We start from the raw sequence: 20,204 nt of genomic DNA on the forward strand, positions 1-20,204 counted from the left end.
GCCGGACGCTTTCACCCCAGATGCAAACCAGGGGTCAGACCCGGCGGGTCTGACCCCAGCCCTTCGCTGTTGGGGTAAACGCATGCTCCGTCGGCTTGCAGGCGAGATGAATGCCGTTCGCGCCGCCTACTTCACGTCGTTATAGGCTGTCGCCCGCGAAATCCCCAGGTGCGCAGCCGCGATCTCCATCGCCCGCCGCACCTCGAGGAAGCCGGCAGCCTTCAGCTCGCGCATCAGCGCACGCCGGTCCTCGGCCTTCAGCAGTTGCGGCGAGGCGGCCAGGCCGGCCGCGTACTGGTCGATGCGGCGGCGGATCGCCTCGGCATTGGCCGGGTCCAGCGTTTCCTGGAATGGCGCCGCACCGGTGGCGGCGAACTGCTGCAGCGCGTTCTGCATGGAGCGGAACAGCGACATGTCCACGTTCAGGCACAGCGCGGCGACGTAGTTGCCCTGCGCATCCCGGATGCCGATCGACGTGCTCTTGGCCGGGCGGCCATCGGCGAACCGGTTGGCGTAGTTGGCCACCACCTGCGGATAGGCGCTGTCCGCGATGCGCGCCAGCCCCAGCTCGGTCGCCGGATCGCCGGGCGCCCGGCCGGACAGGTTGTTGTGGATGGCGAGGATCGCGTGGTCCGGGTCGCGCAGGTCGTGCACGACCACTTCGCAGAAGGGCGCGAAGGTTTGCGCCAGGCCTGCGGCGATCTGGTCGAGCTGGGCGACCAGCGCGGCGGCGTCGGATTCACTGGGAGACTTGGACATGCCTGACATTGTATCCGCTGGCCGCCGGCTCACCGGCGGCATACTTCGGCCGCTTACTTGGCCGCCGGCGCGGCCGGTGTCAGCAACCCGCGGGCGCGCAGCCATTCCTCGGCGCGGCGCGGCCATTGCGAGGCGTTGCCCAGGCCGTCGCGCATGCCCATGCCGTGCGAACCCTTTTCGAACAGGTACATCTCGGCCGGCACCTTGTGCTTCGTGAGCGCCTGGTAGAACAGGATGCTGTTCTCGACCGGCACCGTGGCATCGGCCTGGGTGTGGATCAGCAGGGTAGGGGGCGTTTGCGCCGTGACCTGGCGGTCGACGGACAGCAGCTGCAACAGCTCGGGCGATGGATTGGCGCCCAGCAGTGCCTTGCGCGAACCGATGTGCGCGGCCGGCGCTCCTTCCATTGCGATCACCGGATACATCAGCACGAGGAAATCGGGGCGGGCGCTCACCTTGTCCAGCTCCGCGCCGGTGCGGCCGGCCGGGTTGTCGAACAGCGTGCCGGCGCTGGCGGCGAGGTGGCCGCCGGCCGAACTGCCCATCACGCCGATGCGGTTCGGGTCGATGCCGAATTCCGCCGCGCGCGAACGGAGCAGGCGCACCGCGCGCAGCACGTCCTGCAGCGGGGCGGGGTGGCCGAATTCCTGCATCCGGTAGTTCAGCACGAATGTCGTCACGCCCAGGGTACTGAGCCAGTTGGCATACTGGGTCCCTTCGCGGTCGACTGCCTGGCGCACGTAGCCGCCGCCCGGCGCCACGATGATGGCCGTGCCGTTCGGCCGGTCGACGGCGGGGCCGACCAGCGTGAGGGTGGGGTTCGACGTGTTCTGGATATAGCCCTTGCCGTTCTGCTCGGGGCCGATATCCTTCATGCCGGGCACCCCTTCGGGCCACAGGGGGAAGACGGTGGAGGCTGAGTATGCGGACGACATGGACATGGCAAGCAGGATCGGAACGACGAATTTTTTCATGACGGGGGAAGTGTAATGATCAAGAAGGTATTGTGCACGGGACTGCTGGCTTTGTGTGTCCCGGCTGGCGCGGCCGAACCACCCGCCAGAAGCTGCAGCACAGCCGCGCTCGTGTCATGGAGCCAGGCACGCTGACACGGGCTCAACGGGAGAATAGTGCGCGCTCGTGTCATGGGGTCAGGCACGCTGACACGAGCTGAACGGGACAATAATGCCGAGCCCGCGTCATGGGGTCAGGCACGCTGACACGGGCTCGGCAGTAAGGTTCACTTCCGCTTCAGCCAATCCTCAGGCACCGGCACCACCACGATATTCATCGCCTTGCCGTCGGCCGACAGCATGGCCGACTGGATCTGGATCTTCGTGCCGTCGGCATTGAAGGTGGGGTGGGGATGGTCGGCCGCGGTGTCCTTGTGGCCGGTGGTGAGCAGCTTCATCTCGCGCGTCTTGCGGTCGATCAGCCACAGCGAGCGGGAGAAGTCGTCGCCGACGGCGAAGCGGCCGTCGGGCGAGCCGTGCACGTGCCACAAGCCGCTGCCGGACGGCGTCTGGCCGGCGATCGTCATCTCGCGCGTGCGCAGGTTGACGATGGCCAGGCCGGTCGGCTTTTCGCGCGTGCCGGCATCGCCCCAGGCGGCATCCTGCCCGGGATTGGCGCCGTAGACGCCCGTCGCCGGTGCCGCGACACCGCCGCCGCCATCCTTTACCGGCCGGTGGCCCATCAGCGCCATCGCCACTTCATCCTTGCTGATCACCGCCTCGTGCGTCACCCATTCGTACGGTGCTTCCGGGTACAGCGGGCGCAGGCCGGTGCCGTCCGAACGGACGGTCCACGTGCGCTGCGGCGACTTGCCCCCGGTCTCCCAGCAAAACACGATCTCGCCCGGATTCCACAGGTTGGCCTGGATATGCCCGATCTGGAAGCCGACCGATACCACGTGGCGGATCTCGCCCGTCTTCACATTCATCCGCGCGATGCCGTTCGGCCCTGCGCCCATATTGCGCGGGCCGAAGTTCGCCTCGATCTTCGCGCCCGCCGGCAGGTGCTTCGCCGCCGCGTTGCGGCCCACGCGGAAGTACACCCATTCCTCGCCGGCGTCCAGCGCCATGTCGCCGCCCGCTTCCAGCTCGGCCGGAGTGGTGCCGGCGATGCGCTGGTACTCGGCGGCCGGCTTCATCTTGCCGGCGGCGCTGTCGCGGAACACGGCCGCCAGGTCCACCTCCACGATCTGCAGCACGCCTTTGTCGGAGCCCTGCCGCATGAAGAACAGCTTCATCGACTTCTGCGCCAGGTTCAGCATGCCCGTATAGCCGCCTTCCGTTACCTGCACCAGGTCACCGGTGGTTTCGTTGACGGCCATCGCCTCGCCCTTGACACGATTCGAGCGGAACACCAGCCACTTGCCGTCCGAGGTCCATTGCGGGTGGGTCGGGTAGATCTTCGAATCTCCCTGCGGGGTGCTGGTGAGGAAGGTCAGCGTGGTGCCCGTGACCGGGTCCTTGACGACCTTGCGTTCGGACGGAAAGCGCTGGCCGATACCGGCATGGGCGGCGGTGCTGAAGCAGAGCGCCACGCACACGGCGGCGCGCAGCAGGGAGGAGGTGTTCATGTGTGTGCCCCGGATCGAAAGGGCCGATTGTGCGCTTGTTCGCCGCGGGGCTTTACTCATCTTCCTGATCGTTTGAAAGCCTGCCGGGCTGCCGCGAAAACCGCTGCCGTAGAATGAGTCCATGAAACGCTACCTCCAATCCCTCTTCCTTTTCCTGCTCTTCCAGTCAGTCGTTCATGCCCAGGCGCCCCTGCCGCCAGCCGCGAATACCGATCCGGCCAAGGCGCAAGTGGTGCTGCCGGAACCGGCCAATCCAGCGCTGCCGTCACTGATCCTGATCGGCGATTCCACGGTGCGCAACGGCCACGACGACGGGCAGAGCAAGGGCCCGGCCGGCCAATGGGGCTGGGGCAACCCGATCGCGAACTACTTCGACACATCGAAGATCAACGTCGTCAACCGCGCCGTCGGCGGCCTGTCGAGCCGCACCTACGTGACCAGCGGCCACTGGCAGCGCACGCTCGCACTGGTCAAGCGGGGCGACGTGGTGCTGATGCAGTTCGGGCACAACGACGCCAGCGCCATCAACGACACCAGCCGCGCGCGCGGCACGATCCGCGGCACGGGCAACGAGAGCGAGGAAATCGACAACCTGCTGACGAAACGGCGCGAGACGGTGCGCAGCTACGGCTGGTACCTGGGTGACTACATCGCCCAGATTCGCGCGAAGGGCGCGACGCCGGTCGTCGTGTCGCTGATTCCCCGCAAGCGCTGGGACGACCATGGCAAGGTGCTCCGCAATGCCGGCGATTACGCGGGCTGGGCGAAGGACGTGGCGCGCCGCGAGAACGCCGGCTTCATCGACCTGAACGAACTGGCGGCGCGCCGCTACGACGAGATCGGCCGCGATGAAGTGATGAAGCTGTTCCCCCAGGTGACGCCGGATGAAACGGTGCACACCAACTGGGCCGGCGCCGACCTGAACGCGCGGATCGTCGTCGGTGGCATCAAGGCGCAGGGCCTGCAGCCGCTGGTCGGCGCATTGAATGAACGGGGCAAGGCCATTCTCGCCAACCCCACCAACCCCGCCAGCGAGGATGAGCGCCCGGTTGTCGATGCAAAGTCCGTGAAGGCCGAGCAGGCCGCGAACACCGCTCTGCCCACGCTGCACCTGGTCGGCGATTCCACCGTGAAGAGCGGCGGTGCAGGCGGTCATGTGGGATGGGGCGAGCGCATCGCGCCATACTTCGACACCGGCAAGGTGAACGTCGTCAACCATGCCATCGGCGGTCGCAGCAGCCGTACCTTCTTTACCGAAGGGCGCTGGAACAGGGTGCTGGAGCAGCTGAAGGCCGGCGACGTGGTGCTGATCCAGTTCGGCCACAACGATGGCGGCAGGATCGGCGACCCGGCCATGAAAGGCCGCGCCTCCGGCCCCGGCACTGGCCCGGAAACCGTGGAAGACAAAAAGCCCGACGGCACGGTGGAACAGGTGCACACCTTCGGCTGGTACATGGCGCGCTACGTGCAGGATGCGAAAGCGAAGGGCGCGACGGTGGTGCTGCTGTCGCCGGTCCCGCACCGCGACGCCTGGCAGGACCGCCGCGACTTCGAGGACTTCGCCCAGTGGGGCCGCGAAGTCGCGCAGCGCCACGGCGCCCGGTTCGCCGACCTGACGATGGCGATCACGGACGGCTACCGGCGCGCCGGTGCCAGCGTCGTCGACACGTATTTTTCCGACGCGCGCACGCATACCAACGATGCCGGCGCCGCGTTCAATGCCCAGCGCGTGGTCGCCGCGTTGAAGGGCCTGCCGGGCGCGTTGGTGGATCAATGGCTGTCGGCACAGGGGCGAGCAGCCGGTACTGCAGAAAACCGGTGACAGGCTCCATTTGTTTTTGAAACATTCCTAGGATATCGGAGCCTTGTCACTGTCTTTGTGCGTGTCAGTAGCGCATGCTTCAACCCAGATGCAAGACCAGGGGTCAGACCCGGCGGGTCTGACCCCGGCAGTTTGCTTTTGGGGTGCTATTTTGCTTTCGGCATCCCCTCGCCGATGTAGTACGACGGCCAGGGCGGCTGGTTGTAGGCGGTGTTCTGCCAGGCGATGGCGGCGCGGTATTGCGGGTCGTGCATCAGCGTGGTCAGTTTGTGCGTGGTGGGGATGTCCGTCGAGTAGATGCGCAGGCTGTTGTTGTCGGCGGCGCGCCAGATGACTTCCTCGCGCCAGTCGCCGAACAGGTCCGCCGACAGCGCGGGGTTGGCCTTGGTGCCGTTGTTCGACGCGGCGCCTTCCGCATCGAGCAGCAGGTCGGACTGGCTGCTTTGCCAGTTCCACTTGAACACCCTGGTACCGTCCAGCAGTTCGCGCTGCAGGTCGCCGTCCCACCACACCATGAAGTTCGCTTGCTGCGGGCGCGCCGGCGCGATCACGTTGCCTTTTGCATCGAACAGGTTCGGCGAGGCGAACGACCACGCCTCGGCGCCCGGGAAGCGGGGATCGATGTCGCCGGCCGCGCCGCGGCCCGTGTCCTTGGTGGCCGGGGTGGACCACAGCACTTCGCCGCTGCGCGCATCGACCATCGCCGCGCCGCGGCCCCGCGCCATCGCCATGTTCTCGTGCACGCCCCATTTTTCCAGGCCGGGCCGGGTCGGATCCAGGTCGCCGACATGCATCGCGTCGCCGTGGCCCATGCCGGTGGTCCACAACGGCTTGCCGTCGTCGTCCAGCGCCATCGCGCCGTACAGGATTTCATGCCGGCCGTCGCCATCCAGGTCGGCCACGCTGAGCTGGTGGTTGCCCTGGCCCGAATACCCCTTCGGCACGCCGGCCGCCTCGGAATCGAAGTACCAGCGCTGTTTCAGCTTGCCGCCCGCGAAATCGACGGCGGCGATCGTGGTGCGCGCATAGTAGCCGCGCGCGAAGATGGCGCTCGGGCGCTTGCCGTCCAGCCAGGCGGTGCCGGCCAGGTAGCGGTCGGAGCGATTGGCGTAGGCATCGCCCCAGCGCGCTTTCAGCTCGTCGCCGGGCGGGTTGTCGCCGTCCTCGCCCCGTTTCGATGGATACGGGATGGTGTCCAGCACGCGCCCGGTGGCACCCTCGAACACGGACAGGTATTCAGGGCCCTTCAGGATGCGGCCCATGAAGCCGGCCATCAGCTTGCCGTCGTCGGTGCGGCGCGCGCCGGTGCGGTCGGTCTGCTCGATTTCGCCGCTGCCGCTCACCCAGTTGGCGCGCGCGTCGCCGATCACCTTGCCGGCGCCGTCGAGCGTGCCGTCGGCCGTCTTGACGACCATTTCGGCCTTGCCATCGCCATCGTAGTCGGCCACCTGGAATTGCGTGTAGTGTGCGCCGGCGCGGATGTTCGGGCCCAGGTTCACGCGCCACAGCAGCGTGCCGTCGAGCCGGTAGGCGTCCAGCAGAACGTTGCCGGTGAAGCCCGCGCAGCAGTTGTCCTTCGATTCGCTCGGGTCCCATTTCAGCACGATCTCGTAGCGGCCATCGCCATCGAGGTCGGCCACCGACGCATCGTTGGCGTTGTAGGTGTAAGCCTTGTCGTCCGCGGTGGTACCGCCGGCCGGGCGCTGCAGCGGCACGGTCAGGTAGCCATCGATGGCAAGCGCCTTGCTCGCCGCGCCCTCCGCGCCGTTGCGTACTTCGCGCACTTCATAGCCGCCCGCGCCAGCAGCCTTGTCGTTGAAGTTGGTGGACGTGGCGATGGGTTCCGCGTTCAGCTTCGTGCCATCGCGGTAGACGTTGAAGGCCAGGCCCGGCGCATCGCTCGCCAGGGCGCGCCAGCTCACCAGCGTGCCGGCCTTGCCGCGCACAGCCACGGCGCCGCGGTCGAGTTTTTCCAGCTGCATGGCAGTTTTCGCCGGCACCACCGCGGTGGCGATCGTTGCCGCTTCAGGCCGGGCGGCCAGGTTTTCCGTGGCGCAGCCGGCGGCCATCGCCGCCAGCGCGACGGCGGCCGCGCAGCGTGTCATCGTTGTCTTCACTGATCTGTCTCCTGCGAGATGAAAGCGGCCGCGGTCCCCGGGAGGGAGCGCAGCCGCATGGTCGTCGAGCGCCGAATGCCTGACGCTCAAGGCTCAAGGTTCAAGGTGCACGGCTCAGGGCTGCTGGCCCTGGTACATGAAGCCGCTGTCGTTCAGGCCGAACTTGAACTTCCTGTTCATGTCGATGATCTCGGCGCCGGCCAGCAGCAGCGGGCCGTAGCCATGCGCGGCGCGCGTGCTGGTCGGGCGGTAGTAGTAGAACGCCGGGTCGAACGCCATGCCGGTGCCCACGCAGATGCCTTCGATCTCGCCCTTGGCGTTGACCTTCGAGGCCACCGCATTCCAGGCCAGGTTGGCCATCGGGCCGTACATTTCCTTGTCCAGGTAGCCCCGGTTCACGCCGCGCGCGATCGCATACGCGTAGATCGCCGTGGCCGACGTTTCCAGGTACGAGTCGTTACGGTCGATCAGCTGGTGCCACAGGCCGTCCTTGTGCTGGAACTTGGCCAGGCCCCTGGCGTGCGCGCGCAGTTGCGCTTCCACCGCCTTGTAGCCCTTGTGGTTCTTCGGCAGCACTTCCAGTACTTCGACCATGGCCATGATGGCCCAGCCGTTGGCGCGCGCCCAGTGCAGTTCCGGATGGTCGCGCATGCCTTCCACATAGCCGTGCATGTAGATGCCCAGCTGCGGATTGAACATCCGCTTCGAGAACTGCAGCACCTGCTTCACGGCGTCGTCGTAGTATTTCGTGTTGCCGGTATCCTTGCCCAGCAGCGCGATCGTCGGCACGCCCATGAACATGTCGTCCAGCCACAGCGTGTTGGTCAGCGGGCGCTGCTTGTTGCCGCCCTTGCCATCCGGTCCGCCGCGCGCCAGCGTGCCGTCCGGCAGCCGGTATTCCTTCTCGGTGACGAACTTGCCGCAGACGTCGACCATCTGGCCGTAGTTCACCGTGGAACCCATCTGCTTCGCCTTCAGGAAGCTCATGCACAGTGCGCCGGCATCGTCCAGCGCGTGCGGATTCAGGAAGCTCTTGATCGGCGCCTGCGCATTCGCCGGATCGGCCTTCACGCCGGGCAGGTAGAGGCGCGTGAGGTCGGCCAGCAGCTGGTGGCGCTTCGTGGTGTATTCGGTATAGCGCTTGTCGCCGGTGGCCGCGCCGGCGGCCAGCATGCCGGCGTACGTGACACCCCATTCATAGCTGGTCAGGCGGAAGTCGCCGGGCTTCAGCACGGCATCCGGATCGGCCTTGTCCAGCTTCGCGATGGGCGCGCGCGAAGTCTTGTTGATCAACTCGGCCGGCGTGGTGGCATCGAGGTATGCGAACACGCGGTCCATCACGGCCTTCACTTCGGCCGTTTCCATCGCGCGGTACGGGTTCGGGTATTTCACGACGAGCGCGTGCAGCATCGCATCCGCGGCGGCCGGGCCTTTTTCCTGCGGCGGCGGGGCTTCCTGCGCCATCGGTTGCAGGGAAGTGCAGGCGAGCAGCGTGCCGATCAACAGCCGGCCAGCCTTCATCTTGAACGGGGTCTTCTTCACTTGAACAAATGTCTCCGAGGTTAATGGTGGCCGCGCTTGCGATCCATGGTGACAGTAGCCGATATGAAGGGACGGTGCAATGCGGTGAGCGCCGCGGGGCGCTATTGCTCGCATTGTTGATTGGAGAGGGGCTGGTGGTGCGTTCAGGGGCCTGGGGTTGGTTTCCTGGCGGCGCATGCATCCGCCCCAACAGCGAAGGGCTGGGGTCAGACCCCCGTTACCGCCAACGGCAAGCACTGTCGGTAGCGGCGATGGGGGTCTGACCCCGGAATGTGCGTTCGGGGTAGGCTTATCCGAGCGGCATCAGGACCAGACCCCGGCTGCGCATCGGTGATTCGCGACCCCGCGAATAGCGTGGTGCCTACATGCCCGGGCCGAAGCCGCCAGGAGCGAAGCCGCCCGGGCCGGGGCCGCGCGGGCCGTCGCCCTGCGGGCCGCGGAACATGCCGGGGTTGTTGCGCAAACCCAGGTCGCCGGACACGCCGCCGAACCGGTAGCTGAGGGCCACGGTCAGCATGCGGCCCTGCTGTTCGCTGTAGCTGACCTGGCGCACGGTGTCGGACACCTGCGTGAACTGGTTCACGTTGCTGTCGAAGACGTCGCGCAGGCTGGTGCGCAGCGACCACTCGCGCGACAGGTTCCAGCTCCACGACAGGTGCACCTGCCAGTTCGGTTCCGTCTCGAACAGGCCGTTCAGCGCGCGGCCCGTGTAGTTGCCGTTCACCTGGAACTGGTGGTCCGGGATGCCGGAATACTGGGCCCGCAATTGCAAGGTCGGGGTGTTCTGCGTGCGCTCCGCTTCCACCGAGTAGCGCGCGCCGTCGTCGTTGGTCAGCGTGGCCAGGTAGGACTGGGCGATGCGCCGGAAGCCCAGCGTGGCGCCCAGGTTCACTTCGCGCGACGGGCGGCCCTGCAGGTTCAGGCTGACGCCGTCATTGGTGCGCGCGCCGAAGTTTACCGATTCGCTGATCACGGCCGTGCTGCCCGGCACCGGCGTGAGGAAGCGGCCCAGCAGCGGGCTGTCCTTCTCGCGGTACACCGACAGGTTGGTGTTCAGCCACGTCAGCCAGGTGTCGGTGTATTTCAGCTCGTACTTGTCGTTCTTCGTGGGAGCCAGGCGCGGGTCGCCCTGCGTATAGTTCTGGTCATCCACGTATTGCAGGTTCGGATTGATGTCGTTCAGCGTTGGCCGGCTGATGCGCCGCGCATAGCCGCCCGTCAGCGAGGCGCCCCGTTCGCCCCAGCCGTACTGCACGTGCAGGCTGGGCAGCAGCTCCTTCGTCGCATCGCTGGCCGAGTTGTTCTGGTTGATGTAGTCGATGTGGCGGTCCACGCGCTCGTAGCGCAGGCCTGGCAGCACGGCCCAGTTCTCGTCGATCCGGAAGTTCGGCGACACGTAGACCGCATAGGTACGCTCGGTATAGCGGAAGGCGCTGGCGCGGTTCTCGTCGATCACTTCCTCGCCGGTCAGCGGATCGATGTTGAAGTAGTCGGCGTCGGACTGGCCCGTGGAGCGGCCCAGTTTCACGCCGGTCTTCAGGTTGAACATGGGCGTGATGCGCTTCTGGTAGTCGACGCTGAACTCCGTCAGGCGATTGCGCGTGTCGTTGCCGTTGGTGCTTTCCGGGCGCGCGCCGGACGGCGGCGCGATCACATAGGTGTTGCGATTGCGGCTGTCGGCATCGGACAGGTTGCCCGAGGTGCGCAGCTCGGCGTTCAGCTTCTCGGTGGCGCTGTACTTTCGCTCGTAGCCCAGCGCCAGCTCGTAGACCGTGCGCTCGTTGTCGCGGTCGACGGCGCGCCGGTACTCTTCATAGGGCGTGGTCCCGCCGTGATAGGTGCGGTAGTACTCGTTCGACACCGTCTCGTTGTCCACGTGGTTGAACTTCATCGCGGCGCTGACCCGGTCCGTTTCGCCGATGTTGTAGCCGACCGAGGGATTGAAGGTCACTATAGTCGACGGCGCGCGGCTGTCGTTCTCGCGGCGCGTCGTCCAGACCGCGTTGCCCACGTCCGTTTCCGTCTCGGACCAGCCGGTGCGCTCGTTCACGTTGCGCATCACGCCGGCCTGTCCTTCTACCTGGAGGCGGCCGTTGTTGTAGCTGCCGGAAGTGAAGCTGCCATAGCGGCCGTTCGGCCCCGCGTTCACGGAAACCTGGCCCTGCGAGCCCTGCGGCCGCACGCGCCGCGTGACGAGGTTCAGGATCGGCCCGCTGCCGCCCTCGGAGCCGAATTCCGCGCCCGGCGTGGTGATCACTTCGATGGACTCCAGCGATTCTGCCGGATAGCTGTTCAGCGCATCGCCGGCGGTCTGGCCGGAGAACATGGCCGAGCGCTTGCCGTTGACGAAGATCTGCGCATTCTGGTTGCCGCGGATGGCGACCTTGCCATCCTGGTCGACAGTGACGTTCGGCACGTTGGCGATCACGTCCGCCGCCGATGCGTTCGGCGTCACGACTTCGGCCTTCACGTCATAGGTCGAGCGGTCGATCTGCTCGGCGGGACGTTCGGCCACCACGGTCACGGTCTGCATCTGGGTAGTGCCCGGCTGCTGCGTGCTGTCCTCCGGCTTCTTCGCGGCGTCGTCCGGCTTGCCGCCGATGGTTGGCGTGGCGGCAGGCGTGGCGGGTGCGGCAGCGGGCTTTGTCACGGCAGGCGCGGCGGCGGGGGCTGCGGCCGGTGCCTGCTGCGCCTGGGCCAGGCCGAGCTGCCCGACGAGGGCACCGAGCAGCAGGGCGGGGAGGGGGCGCAGTGCGGGACGTTTCGATGGATTCATTGCGTGACGACGGTTGTTGATATTGTGGGCCGGATTGTACCCGCCGCACCCGTTGCCATTATTTCCACCGCAAGTCGTTAAGTAACATAGTGTGAACCGGCGTAAATCCAGGTAAAGCCGGATCAGGCGGTAGTGCCGTTTAAGCCCACCCCAGTTGCAAATTCCGGGGTCAGAAAGGAGTGCTGGCATGCAGGCCAGCACCGTTCCGCAGGCGCGAAGCATGCTTCGCGAAACCCCTGCATCACCCCGGCGGGTCTGACCCCAGCCCTTCGCTGTTGGGGTGAATGCATGCGTTTTCAACGCGTTGGTAACGCTTATCCAAGCGGCACTAGGATCAGGCGGCGCTCAATTGGCCGCGCGCAGCTTCGCCAGCGTGGCTTCCGGCACCTGGATCACGGTGCCATGCCGCATGCGCACCGGCGTGCCTTCGTCAGGGAAGTGCATCCGCCCGGTCACGTTTTCCCACGTCTTCATGTCGCGCGAGCGCAGCGCGCCGTAGTGCTTCGTCGTGTACGCGTCGAAGTACATGATGACTTCCTGGCCGGCCTGGATCGCCGTCGGGCCTTCGACCCACAGGCCGGCCGGCGTGATCGGGCCGGACAGCGGCTTGAACGGCCCGCGCAGGTCCGGCGCCTCGGCCACCTGCAGGTACTTGCGCGGCGGCTTCACGGTTTCATCCTTCACCACCAGGTAATCCTTGCCATTGGCGCGCACGAAGGTGGCGTCGATGACGGAAAAGCCCGGGTCGTAGAACAGCCGCGTGGGCGCGAAGTTCGTGAAATCCTTCGTGGTGGTGTAGTACATGCGGTGGTTGTACTTCTGCTCGGAGGAGCCGGCCGTTTCGGTGAACTTGCCCGGCACGGTCGAGGCCCAGAAGACCAGGAATTCGCCGCGCTTGTCGTCGTACACGATTTCCGGCGCCCACGAATTCAGCACGCCCGGCTCGTGCGCCATCACCGGTACCTCCTTCTGCTCCGACCAGGTGATCAGGTCCTTGGACGAGGCGTAGCCGATGTTGTTCTCGTTCCAGCCCGACGTCCATACCATGTGGTACGTGCCATCGGGCCCGCGCACGATGCACGGGTCGCGCATCAGCTTCGACTTGCCGACCTTCGGCGTGATGAAGCTCTTGCCGCTGGCGACCTTGTCCCACTGGTAGCCATCGGTGCTGGCGGCGAAGTGCAGGCCATCCTCGCCGTTCTTCGTGAAGTAGGCGAACAGGTAGCCGTCAGCGGCCAGGGCCGGCAGGGCGCAGGAGAATACAGGGGCGGCTATGGCGGTGGCGAGCAGTTTGCGGATCATCGGTTGGCCTCGTCGCCCAGCGGGCGTTCGTTGGTGTAGCGGGGGCTGGCCGGCACGGCGAATTTCTCGAACGGGTCGGGGCGCGCGGCATCGAACGCGAAACCATCCACGATCTGCGACGCCACCGGCAGCTTCGCATCGCGCAGGCCGCTGGCGACGGCCTTGGCCAGCAGGTAGGCACCGTAGTTGCTGTGGTGCGTGTTGTCGATCTGCCCGTCCTTGGTGGCGAAGGCCGGCTTCGAACCTTCCACGCCGAGTGCGCCGTAGAGCACCTTGCTGGTGGCGTTCAGGTCGATGTACGGCACGCCCAGTTCCCCGGCGGACTGGCGCGCGGCGGCGGCATAGTCGGCCAGCGTGGACTCAGGCTTGCCGTCGGCATCGAAACGGCGGCGCTCCATCGACGACACCACGACGGGCAAGCCGCCCGCGGCACGCACCATCTCCACGTGCTGGCGCAGCTCCGCCTTGTAAGTCGTGAACGGCCCGCCGCTGCCGGCCTTGATCTGTTTCTGGTCGTTGTGGCCGAACTGCAGCACCACCACATCGCCGGGGCGCACCTGCGACACGATCTTGTCGATGCGGCGGCGCGCCAGCGAATCGCGGAACGTCTCGCCCGATTGCGCATGGTTGGCGACGGCCACGCCGGGCTTGAAGAAGCGCGTCAGCATCTGGCCCCAACTGGCATACGGTTCGCCTGGCTGGTCGCTGACAGTGGAGTCGCCCAGCAGGAAGATGGTGGGTACCTGCACCGGCTTGATGTCCACCTTGTCGACACCGCCGTGGATTTCCAGCGTCAGCCGCCGGTCCCAGTTCCACGCTTCCTGCACCGTTTCGCGCGGCGCCTTCAGGTTGACGACGCCCGGCTTCATGCTGTTCGCGGCGGCGATCTGCGGCGTGCGGGTGTTGACCACGAAGGTCCGCGTGACCGTCTGCCCGGCGGGAACGACCACGTTCTCCAGCATCAGCCGGCGCACTTCGGACTTGATGGTATGCGTGCCCGGGCCGAGCGTGACGGTGACGGCCACGTTCCCTTCCGGGACATCGGCGGAGAAGAACGTGGCGGTAGCGCCATTGGCACCCTTGTCCGCGTTGACGCCGGCGCCCTTGGCCGCGCTGTTGTCCAGCTCATGGCCGTACCCGCGGACTGGGTCGTAGGCGGCGCCGGCCTGCACGGCGGTGTAGCCCGGCGCGGGCTTCGCAGTGAAATCGAAGCGCCAGCCATCGGCGGGCATGGCGGCGAAGGAGGCGGGGGCAGCCAGGGCGAGCAGCAGGGTGGCGAGCGGTTTGATCTTCATGGGGACGAGGGAGTGGTTGCCGGCGGGGTATTTTAGGATGTGCGTCGTTCGCCGTTGCTCTGGCTCCGGAAAGAATCAGCGGGGTGAGCGTGGGGAACGCCTAAGGTGCAGACGGCCATGGAAGCACACTGGTGTCTGATACCAATGCCGCTCGATATGGCCACCCCAGGTGCAAATTCCGGGGTCAGACCCGGCGGGTCTGACCCCAGCCCTTTGCCGTTGGGGTGAATGCATGCGCTTTCCAAATTCCGGGGAAAGCGTCGAAAGCCGATCAGCCCTACTTCGTCGCCGCCACCACCACCTTCACCGGCGACTTCGCCCGCGCGGCGGTCAGCGCCACCTGCTTCGCCCACTCGTCCTTCGTCCTGATCTCGCCGGCCCGGCTCCAGGCGGCGCCCACGTAGTACGTCAGCGGCTTGCCGGAGGTGACCGGGGCGATCACGAAATCGTTGGCCTGGTCGGAACCCGCATCCTTCGCCGCCGGCACCACCACCGCCACGCCGAACGCATCGTTGCTCTTCTGCGTGACCCACTGGCGCAGCGAGCCGTCTGCCGGCACGCGGTCGGTGGCGATCTGCGGGTCCTGGCCCTTGTCGCTCGGCGTCTTGTTCAGGCCGACCACCGCGTTCAGCTGCTGGCCACCGTTGAAGGTGAAGGTGCTGTCGATGCGATCGAACCAGTGGCCGGCATCCACGGTGAAGCGGCGCACTTCCGATACCTGCGTGCCGGCCGCGTCGAACGCGTCGTACGACAGCTCGAAGATGGCGCGCACCGGTCCGTTGGCCAGCACCTTCCACTTCGCGTAGTTGGTCGCCTTGGCGATCTTTGTGCCATCCCAGATGCCGGTGCCGCCCGCGCCCAGCGTGCGGCCCACGTTGTACATGTCCATGCCTTCGCCCTGGTCCACGTGGTAGTGGTCGTGGCCCTTGTTGTACCAGCGGTCCACGATCGGGTAGGGCACGCGCTTGAACCAGATGTCGTTGCCGCTGGTGACCAGCACTTCCTTGCCGCCCCCGGCCGGTGCCGGGGCGCCGAGCGCGGGGCCGTAGGTGCGGTGCGCAACCTTGTCGTTCTCCCACGCGAAGTCGTCCAGGCGCTCCTGCACGTAGCGCGCGAACACCTTGGTGGGGAACGGCGGCGACACGGTTTCCGTTTTCTCCACGGTGAACGTGGCGCTCTTCTCGCCGGCCTTGAAGTCGTGCTGGAAGATCAGGTCACCGTAGGCGATGCCGCGGTTTTCCGGGTCCTTGGCCTGCGGCGCCACGTTCGTCACCTGGTAGGGCAGCAGCTTGCCGGAAGCGTCGCGCACGGCGATCTTCTGCAGCAGCGCGCCGGGCAGCACGCGGTTCACTTCCGACCACGGCACCGTGATCGTCTCGGCCGGGCGGGCCTGGTCGAGCGCGTGGGTGACGGTGATCGTCAGCTTTTCCGCGTGGGCGGCGGGCATGGCGAAAACGGCGGAGACGGCGAATGCGGCGGCGGCAGGCAGGAATCGATTGTTCATGGTGCTCTCAAGGCGAAGGTTGAGTGGAACTGCGGGACTGGCAGCGCGAGGATAGCCCGGCCCGGGCAGGTCGTGCCACACGGCGATGCGCCGGGGTGTTCGTCGCGGGCGCCCGGCGTGGATGCGGCACGGGCGCGGCCAGGGCCGCCGTCGGTCCCGTCATGCTTGCAGGAATGGCAAACGAGTATCGGGACTCGCTCAGCGGGTGTCAACGGAACGGCGAGATTCAATCAACAAGGTGATCGTTCCGCCGGCGCCGGCCGCGGGCCGTTCCACGCGGTTGCCGGCGTTGCGCTATGCTGGGCCCATGACGGCAACCATCTCCAAGCAACCGGTTCCGGCCGCGAGCCGGCTCCACCGCACCATCCCGGGTGCGCACTTCCACGACAGCTACCGCATGGCGCTGGCGTCCGATCCCCGCTCCGCGCTGCAGCTCTATTTGGACACGGTGGTGCGCACGCCGGCATGGGTTGACCGGCTGATGGCGCTGCGTAACGCGGTGGTGTCGCGCATCGGGCTGAAGGACCTCGGCGCGCTGGGCGAATTCGACCGGAACAAGCCGGCCAGCGCCTACCGCCCCGGCGACCGGATCGGCATCTTCGAGTTGCGTCACGTGTTCGACGATGAAGTGATCCTTGGCGATTCGGACCGGCACCTGGACGTGCAGGTGTCGGTATGCCGGGAAGGCGGTGAGCTGTCGATGTCGACCGTGGTGCACGTGCACCGGCCGCTGGGCCATGTCTACATGTTCTTCGTCGCGCCTGTTCACCGGCGGATCGTGCCCGCGGTGATGCGGCGGATACGCCTGGGGGTGGGCGCTGACGGTGCCGGAGCACTCGCGAAGGTGCACGACACGATGACCGATAGGCTGCCCTGATCATTGCATCTTGCAAGTGTTGCGCTAGATCAACAAGCGCAGATCTCGCAGACATGTTTCATTTAGAATTGATTTCCAGACAATATTTGTCGAACGACGGGTCAACTCCTGAAGGGAAGCAATGATGAAGAAAATGTTGAGGGGGGCTATTCTCGCAGCATGCTGCATGTCGGCGCAGTCCGCGATGGCGGACGAATGGGAAGTCACATGGCAGGGGTTTGAAATTATCAGTCCGTGGGGGATGGAATTCGCTCCCGAGCTGACCCACACTGCACGGTTCAGCGGTGTCGATGCCAATCACGACAGCGTCCTTAGTCTGGATGAGCTCGATTCCCTCAAAATCGACTGGCGCAACGTTACCAGCTGTCCGGGCGAGAACTATAGCTGCGGCGTTTCCGCGTTTTCGTACAGCGTGGCCGGCGGCGTGAAATTCTCGGCATTTTACCAATCCAGTTATGTGGATGAGTGGTCCGGCACCATCGACTCCGACAACTACGGGTACACGGTCGGTGGGGATTTCAGCTGGATGCACCTGGGCCAGGGCAGCTCGGACGAATGGTGGAACCATGCTTTCACATCGCAGACCGTCGAAACCGTAACGCTGATCAGCTCGGTACCCGAACCGACGACCTATGCGATGTTCGGTGCCGGCATGCTGTTGCTGGCCGCTGCGGGCAAGCGGCGCAAGCAGCAATAATCGGCGCGGCCCGGCCGCCCTGGTGGATCACGGCGGCCGGGCATGCTTGCATGGTCGGTTGCCGCCCGCGCCGCGATCGGCGGACGGCTGCGGCAAATGGATTTGGCGGAACAGCACTGGCGGGCGAACATCGGCTGCGTAGTCGGCAGATTTTGCCCGCCAGTGCCTGTATAGCGTGCGGCCCCGTTCGACTTCCCCGCCGCGCTGCACTCCGTTACCTCGCCCGCCGAAAATTTCTAGACGCAAATCGCGCAATCCGGGGAGGATCGTGGGCGATAAGCCAAGCCGATTGCATCCTGCTAGTGTTGCGCTAAGTCAACAGCTACACGGTTCACTGGCATGTTTCTTTTATAATTGTTTTACAGACAATATTCGCCACGTGACGGGTCTAACCCTGAAAGGAAACAAGAATGAAGAAGATGTTGAAGGCGGCTGTTCTCGCTGCATGCTGCATGTCGGCGCAGGCTGCTATGGCGGACGAATGGGAAGTCACATGGCAGGGGTTCCAACTGAGCCGTCCAGATGGTTCGTATGAGTTCAACCCTACCTATACCCATACCGCAAGGTTCAGCGGGATCGATGCGAACAACGACAGCATCCTCAGCCTGGACGAGCTCGATTCCTTGAGTGTTGACTGGCACAATCTTGTGAGCTGCCGGGAGGGTTACGAATGCAGCGTTTCCGCGTTCTCGTATAGCGCGGCCGGTGGCGTCGATTTCACAGGGTTTTACGGCTATACGTACCCGGGCGACTGGGGCACCACCGACTCGGAAAGTTACCGATACGTGGTCGGCGAAGCGTTTACCTGGACTCTCTCGGGCCAGGGCAACGAGGGCCAGTGGACGCAGGATGAATTCACTCCGCAAACGATCGAGACGGTAAAGCTGATCAGTTCGGTACCCGAACCGACCACTTATGCGATGTTCGGTGCCGGCATGCTGTTGCTGGCCGCTGCGGCCAAGCGGCGCAAGCAGCAGTAACCGGCACGGCCCGGCCGCCTTGGTGGATCACGGCGGCCGGGCATGCTTGCATGACTGGTTGCCGCCCGCGCCGCGCCGCGATCGGCGGATGGATGCGGCGGATGGATATTTCGGAACAGGATCAGCAGGCGGGAATTGGCTCGCGGGCAGGCAGCTTTCGCCCGCCGGTGCCTGTATAATGTGCGGCCCCGTTCGATTCCCCGCCGCGATGAACACCGTTACCTCCCCCGCCGAAGTTTCCGAGACGCCGATTGCCCGATCCGGGCAGGATCGTGGCCAGTCTGCCGGACAGTATCGCGGCCGCCGCCTGTCCGTCGCCCCCATGATGGACTGGACCGACCGCCACTGCCGCGTATTCCATCGCCACATCACGAAGCACACCTGGCTGTATACAGAGATGGTGACGACCGGCGCGCTGGTGTACGGCGACGTGGAGCGCCACCTGCGCTTCAACGAGGAAGAACATCCAGTGGCGCTGCAACTGGGCGGCAGCGACCCGAAAGATCTCGCAACGTCGGCGAAACTGGGCGAGAAATGGGGCTATGACGAGATCAACCTGAACTGCGGCTGCCCTTCCGAGCGGGTGCAGAAGGGCGCGTTCGGTGCCTGCCTGATGGCCGAGCCGGAACTGGTGCGCGACTGCGTGAAGGCAATGCGCGACGCGGTATCGATCGACGTGACCGTCAAGCACCGGATCGGCATCGATGAAACCGAAAGCTACGATTTCGTGCGCGATTTCGTCGGCACCGTGGCCGATGCCGGCTGCAGCACCTTCATCGTCCATGCCCGCAATGCGATCCTGAAGGGTTTGTCGCCGAAGGAAAACCGCGAAATCCCGCCGCTCAAGTACGAATATGCGTACCGCCTGAAGCGCGATTTTCCGCAGTTCGAGATCCTCATCAACGGCGGCATCAAGACCGAGGCCGAGATCGACCAGCACCTGGCGCACGTGGATGGCGTGATGCTGGGCCGCGAGGCGTATCACAACCCCTACCTGATGGCCACGTTCGACAGCAAGTATTACGGCGATGCCGCGCCCGTGAAAAGCCGCGAGGAAGTGCTGCGCGCGATGATGCCGTATATCGCCGCGCAGCTGGCGAAGGAGGGCGGCCGCGGGCTGAAACTGAACACGATCACGCGCCACATGCTGGGCCTGATGCAGGGCCTGCCCGGCGCGCGGCAGTTCCGGCAGACGCTGTCGGACTCGAAGCGGCTGGCTGCCGGGGATCCCGGGCTGCTGCTGGAAGCGCTGAGGCGATAGGACAAGCAAGGTTGGGAGGCAGGGAGGCCGGAACGTGCCGGTACTCCTGTGCTCAAGAAAATTGCCTGGAAAAAGGGGTCCGTCCCCATTTTCCAGGCAATTGTTTTTTGTGGGTCTGCTTCTGCCCTGGAGGCCACTGTGTGGCACCGATGACCGGTGAAGCGAGGATGTCGTGCCCGGTGTCGGACATGTTTTCCGGACGTTTCATCCAGAAAATTTGTCGGACACCGGCTTTTCTTGATAAGTCGGCAACATCATGCGAACACCGGTGTCCGACACCAGGAGGCCGGTGTCCGACACCAATACGCCAGCGCCGCGGACATATCGCATTCCGCTAACGCAAGGGCATCAGTACCTGTCACTGTCTTTCGCCTGATGTCGCCGGCGTTCCGGCATGGTGCACGCATCGTTCAGGTGCGCCAACGCACTGTTTTTGTTCATAAATCGCCCGAAACGCTCAGTTTCGTGCGCATTCCGGCCAATCTGTCGTAATTTCCCCATAGAAATCAACAATACGCATTTGTGCGTAGGATTTCGCTTGCCCGTAAGCAAGGCCTAGAATTATACTTTCCTTATGGACACACATTTAGCTCCTTTCGATGTGTGGAACAGGACTGAAAAGCTACAGATGTTCCGCCTTTTCTTCCTCTTGCTTTGCATGCGCAGTCAAAGCTTGCTACCGTAATAC

Annotated in this window: 14 protein-coding genes; 5 read left to right on the forward strand and 9 right to left on the reverse strand. The window is 65.3% G+C overall.

Going from position 1 to position 20,204, the window contains the following annotated elements; genetic code table 11:
* Nucleotides 1-126: 126 nt before the first annotated feature.
* From OU994_RS07825 to OU994_RS07835, 3 genes are all read right to left on the reverse strand, one after another.
* The gene (locus OU994_RS07825; RefSeq protein WP_281610286.1) at nt 127-759 is read right to left on the reverse strand and encodes a transcriptional regulator; all 633 of its coding nucleotides are present in this window, start codon (nt 757-759) and stop codon (nt 127-129) included.
* A 53-nt stretch (nt 760-812) separates the two neighbouring features.
* Complete coding sequence (locus OU994_RS07830; protein WP_281610287.1) at nt 813-1,733, reverse strand: alpha/beta hydrolase; 921 nt, start codon at nt 1,731-1,733, stop codon at nt 813-815.
* Nucleotides 1,734-1,999: 266 nt separating this feature from the next.
* The gene (locus tag OU994_RS07835; protein WP_281610288.1) at nt 2,000-3,343 is read right to left on the reverse strand and encodes a hypothetical protein; all 1,344 of its coding nucleotides are present in this window, start codon (nt 3,341-3,343) and stop codon (nt 2,000-2,002) included.
* A gap of 121 nt (nt 3,344-3,464) precedes the next feature.
* On the opposite strand from OU994_RS07835, the gene OU994_RS07840 reads away from it, so the two are divergent.
* Nucleotides 3,465-5,165: a GDSL-type esterase/lipase family protein gene (locus OU994_RS07840; RefSeq protein WP_281610289.1), complete on the forward strand. Its 1,701-nt coding sequence runs from the start codon at nt 3,465-3,467 to the stop codon at nt 5,163-5,165.
* A 146-nt stretch (nt 5,166-5,311) separates the two neighbouring features.
* Here OU994_RS07840 and OU994_RS07845 read toward each other — a convergent pair whose 3' ends face one another.
* From OU994_RS07845 to OU994_RS07870, 6 genes are all read right to left on the reverse strand, one after another.
* Complete coding sequence (locus OU994_RS07845; RefSeq protein ID WP_281610290.1) at nt 5,312-7,282, reverse strand: rhamnogalacturonan lyase; 1,971 nt, start codon at nt 7,280-7,282, stop codon at nt 5,312-5,314.
* A 114-nt stretch (nt 7,283-7,396) separates the two neighbouring features.
* Nucleotides 7,397-8,824, reverse strand: coding sequence for a glycoside hydrolase family 105 protein (locus OU994_RS07850; protein ID WP_281610291.1), 1,428 nt, complete (start codon nt 8,822-8,824; stop codon nt 7,397-7,399).
* A 361-nt stretch (nt 8,825-9,185) separates the two neighbouring features.
* Nucleotides 9,186-11,600, reverse strand: coding sequence for a TonB-dependent receptor domain-containing protein (locus OU994_RS07855; RefSeq protein WP_281610292.1), 2,415 nt, complete (start codon nt 11,598-11,600; stop codon nt 9,186-9,188).
* A 345-nt stretch (nt 11,601-11,945) separates the two neighbouring features.
* Nucleotides 11,946-12,902, reverse strand: coding sequence for a glycoside hydrolase family 43 protein (locus OU994_RS07860; protein ID WP_281610293.1), 957 nt, complete (start codon nt 12,900-12,902; stop codon nt 11,946-11,948).
* A complete protein-coding gene (locus OU994_RS07865) occupies nt 12,899-14,197 on the reverse strand; it encodes a rhamnogalacturonan acetylesterase (protein ID WP_281610294.1) in 1,299 nt (432 codons plus the stop codon). Before OU994_RS07865 ends, OU994_RS07860 begins: the two co-directional genes overlap by 4 nt.
* 277 nt (nt 14,198-14,474) lie before the next feature.
* Nucleotides 14,475-15,701, reverse strand: coding sequence for a DUF4861 family protein (locus OU994_RS07870; RefSeq protein WP_281610295.1), 1,227 nt, complete (start codon nt 15,699-15,701; stop codon nt 14,475-14,477).
* A gap of 307 nt (nt 15,702-16,008) precedes the next feature.
* Between OU994_RS07870 and OU994_RS07875 the strand changes: the two genes are divergently transcribed.
* The 4 genes from OU994_RS07875 to dusA all read left to right on the forward strand — a co-directional run bounded on the left by OU994_RS07875 (nt 16,009) and on the right by dusA (nt 19,516).
* On the forward strand, nt 16,009-16,578 hold the full coding sequence (locus tag OU994_RS07875; RefSeq protein ID WP_281610296.1) for a DUF2867 domain-containing protein: 570 nt from the start codon (nt 16,009-16,011) through the stop codon (nt 16,576-16,578).
* Nucleotides 16,579-16,699: 121 nt separating this feature from the next.
* On the forward strand, nt 16,700-17,275 hold the full coding sequence (locus OU994_RS07880; RefSeq protein ID WP_281610297.1) for a PEP-CTERM sorting domain-containing protein: 576 nt from the start codon (nt 16,700-16,702) through the stop codon (nt 17,273-17,275).
* Nucleotides 17,276-17,685: 410 nt separating this feature from the next.
* The gene (locus OU994_RS07885) at nt 17,686-18,255 is read left to right on the forward strand and encodes a PEP-CTERM sorting domain-containing protein (RefSeq protein WP_281610298.1); all 570 of its coding nucleotides are present in this window, start codon (nt 17,686-17,688) and stop codon (nt 18,253-18,255) included.
* 250 nt (nt 18,256-18,505) lie between these two features.
* Complete coding sequence (dusA, locus tag OU994_RS07890) at nt 18,506-19,516, forward strand: tRNA dihydrouridine(20/20a) synthase DusA (protein WP_373922610.1); 1,011 nt, start codon at nt 18,506-18,508, stop codon at nt 19,514-19,516.
* Nucleotides 19,517-20,204: the final 688 nt, after the last annotated feature.

Origin of the sequence: Pseudoduganella sp. SL102, assembly GCF_027856995.1 — a bacterium.
Taxonomy (GTDB): domain Bacteria; phylum Pseudomonadota; class Gammaproteobacteria; order Burkholderiales; family Burkholderiaceae_D; genus Rugamonas; species Rugamonas albidiflava.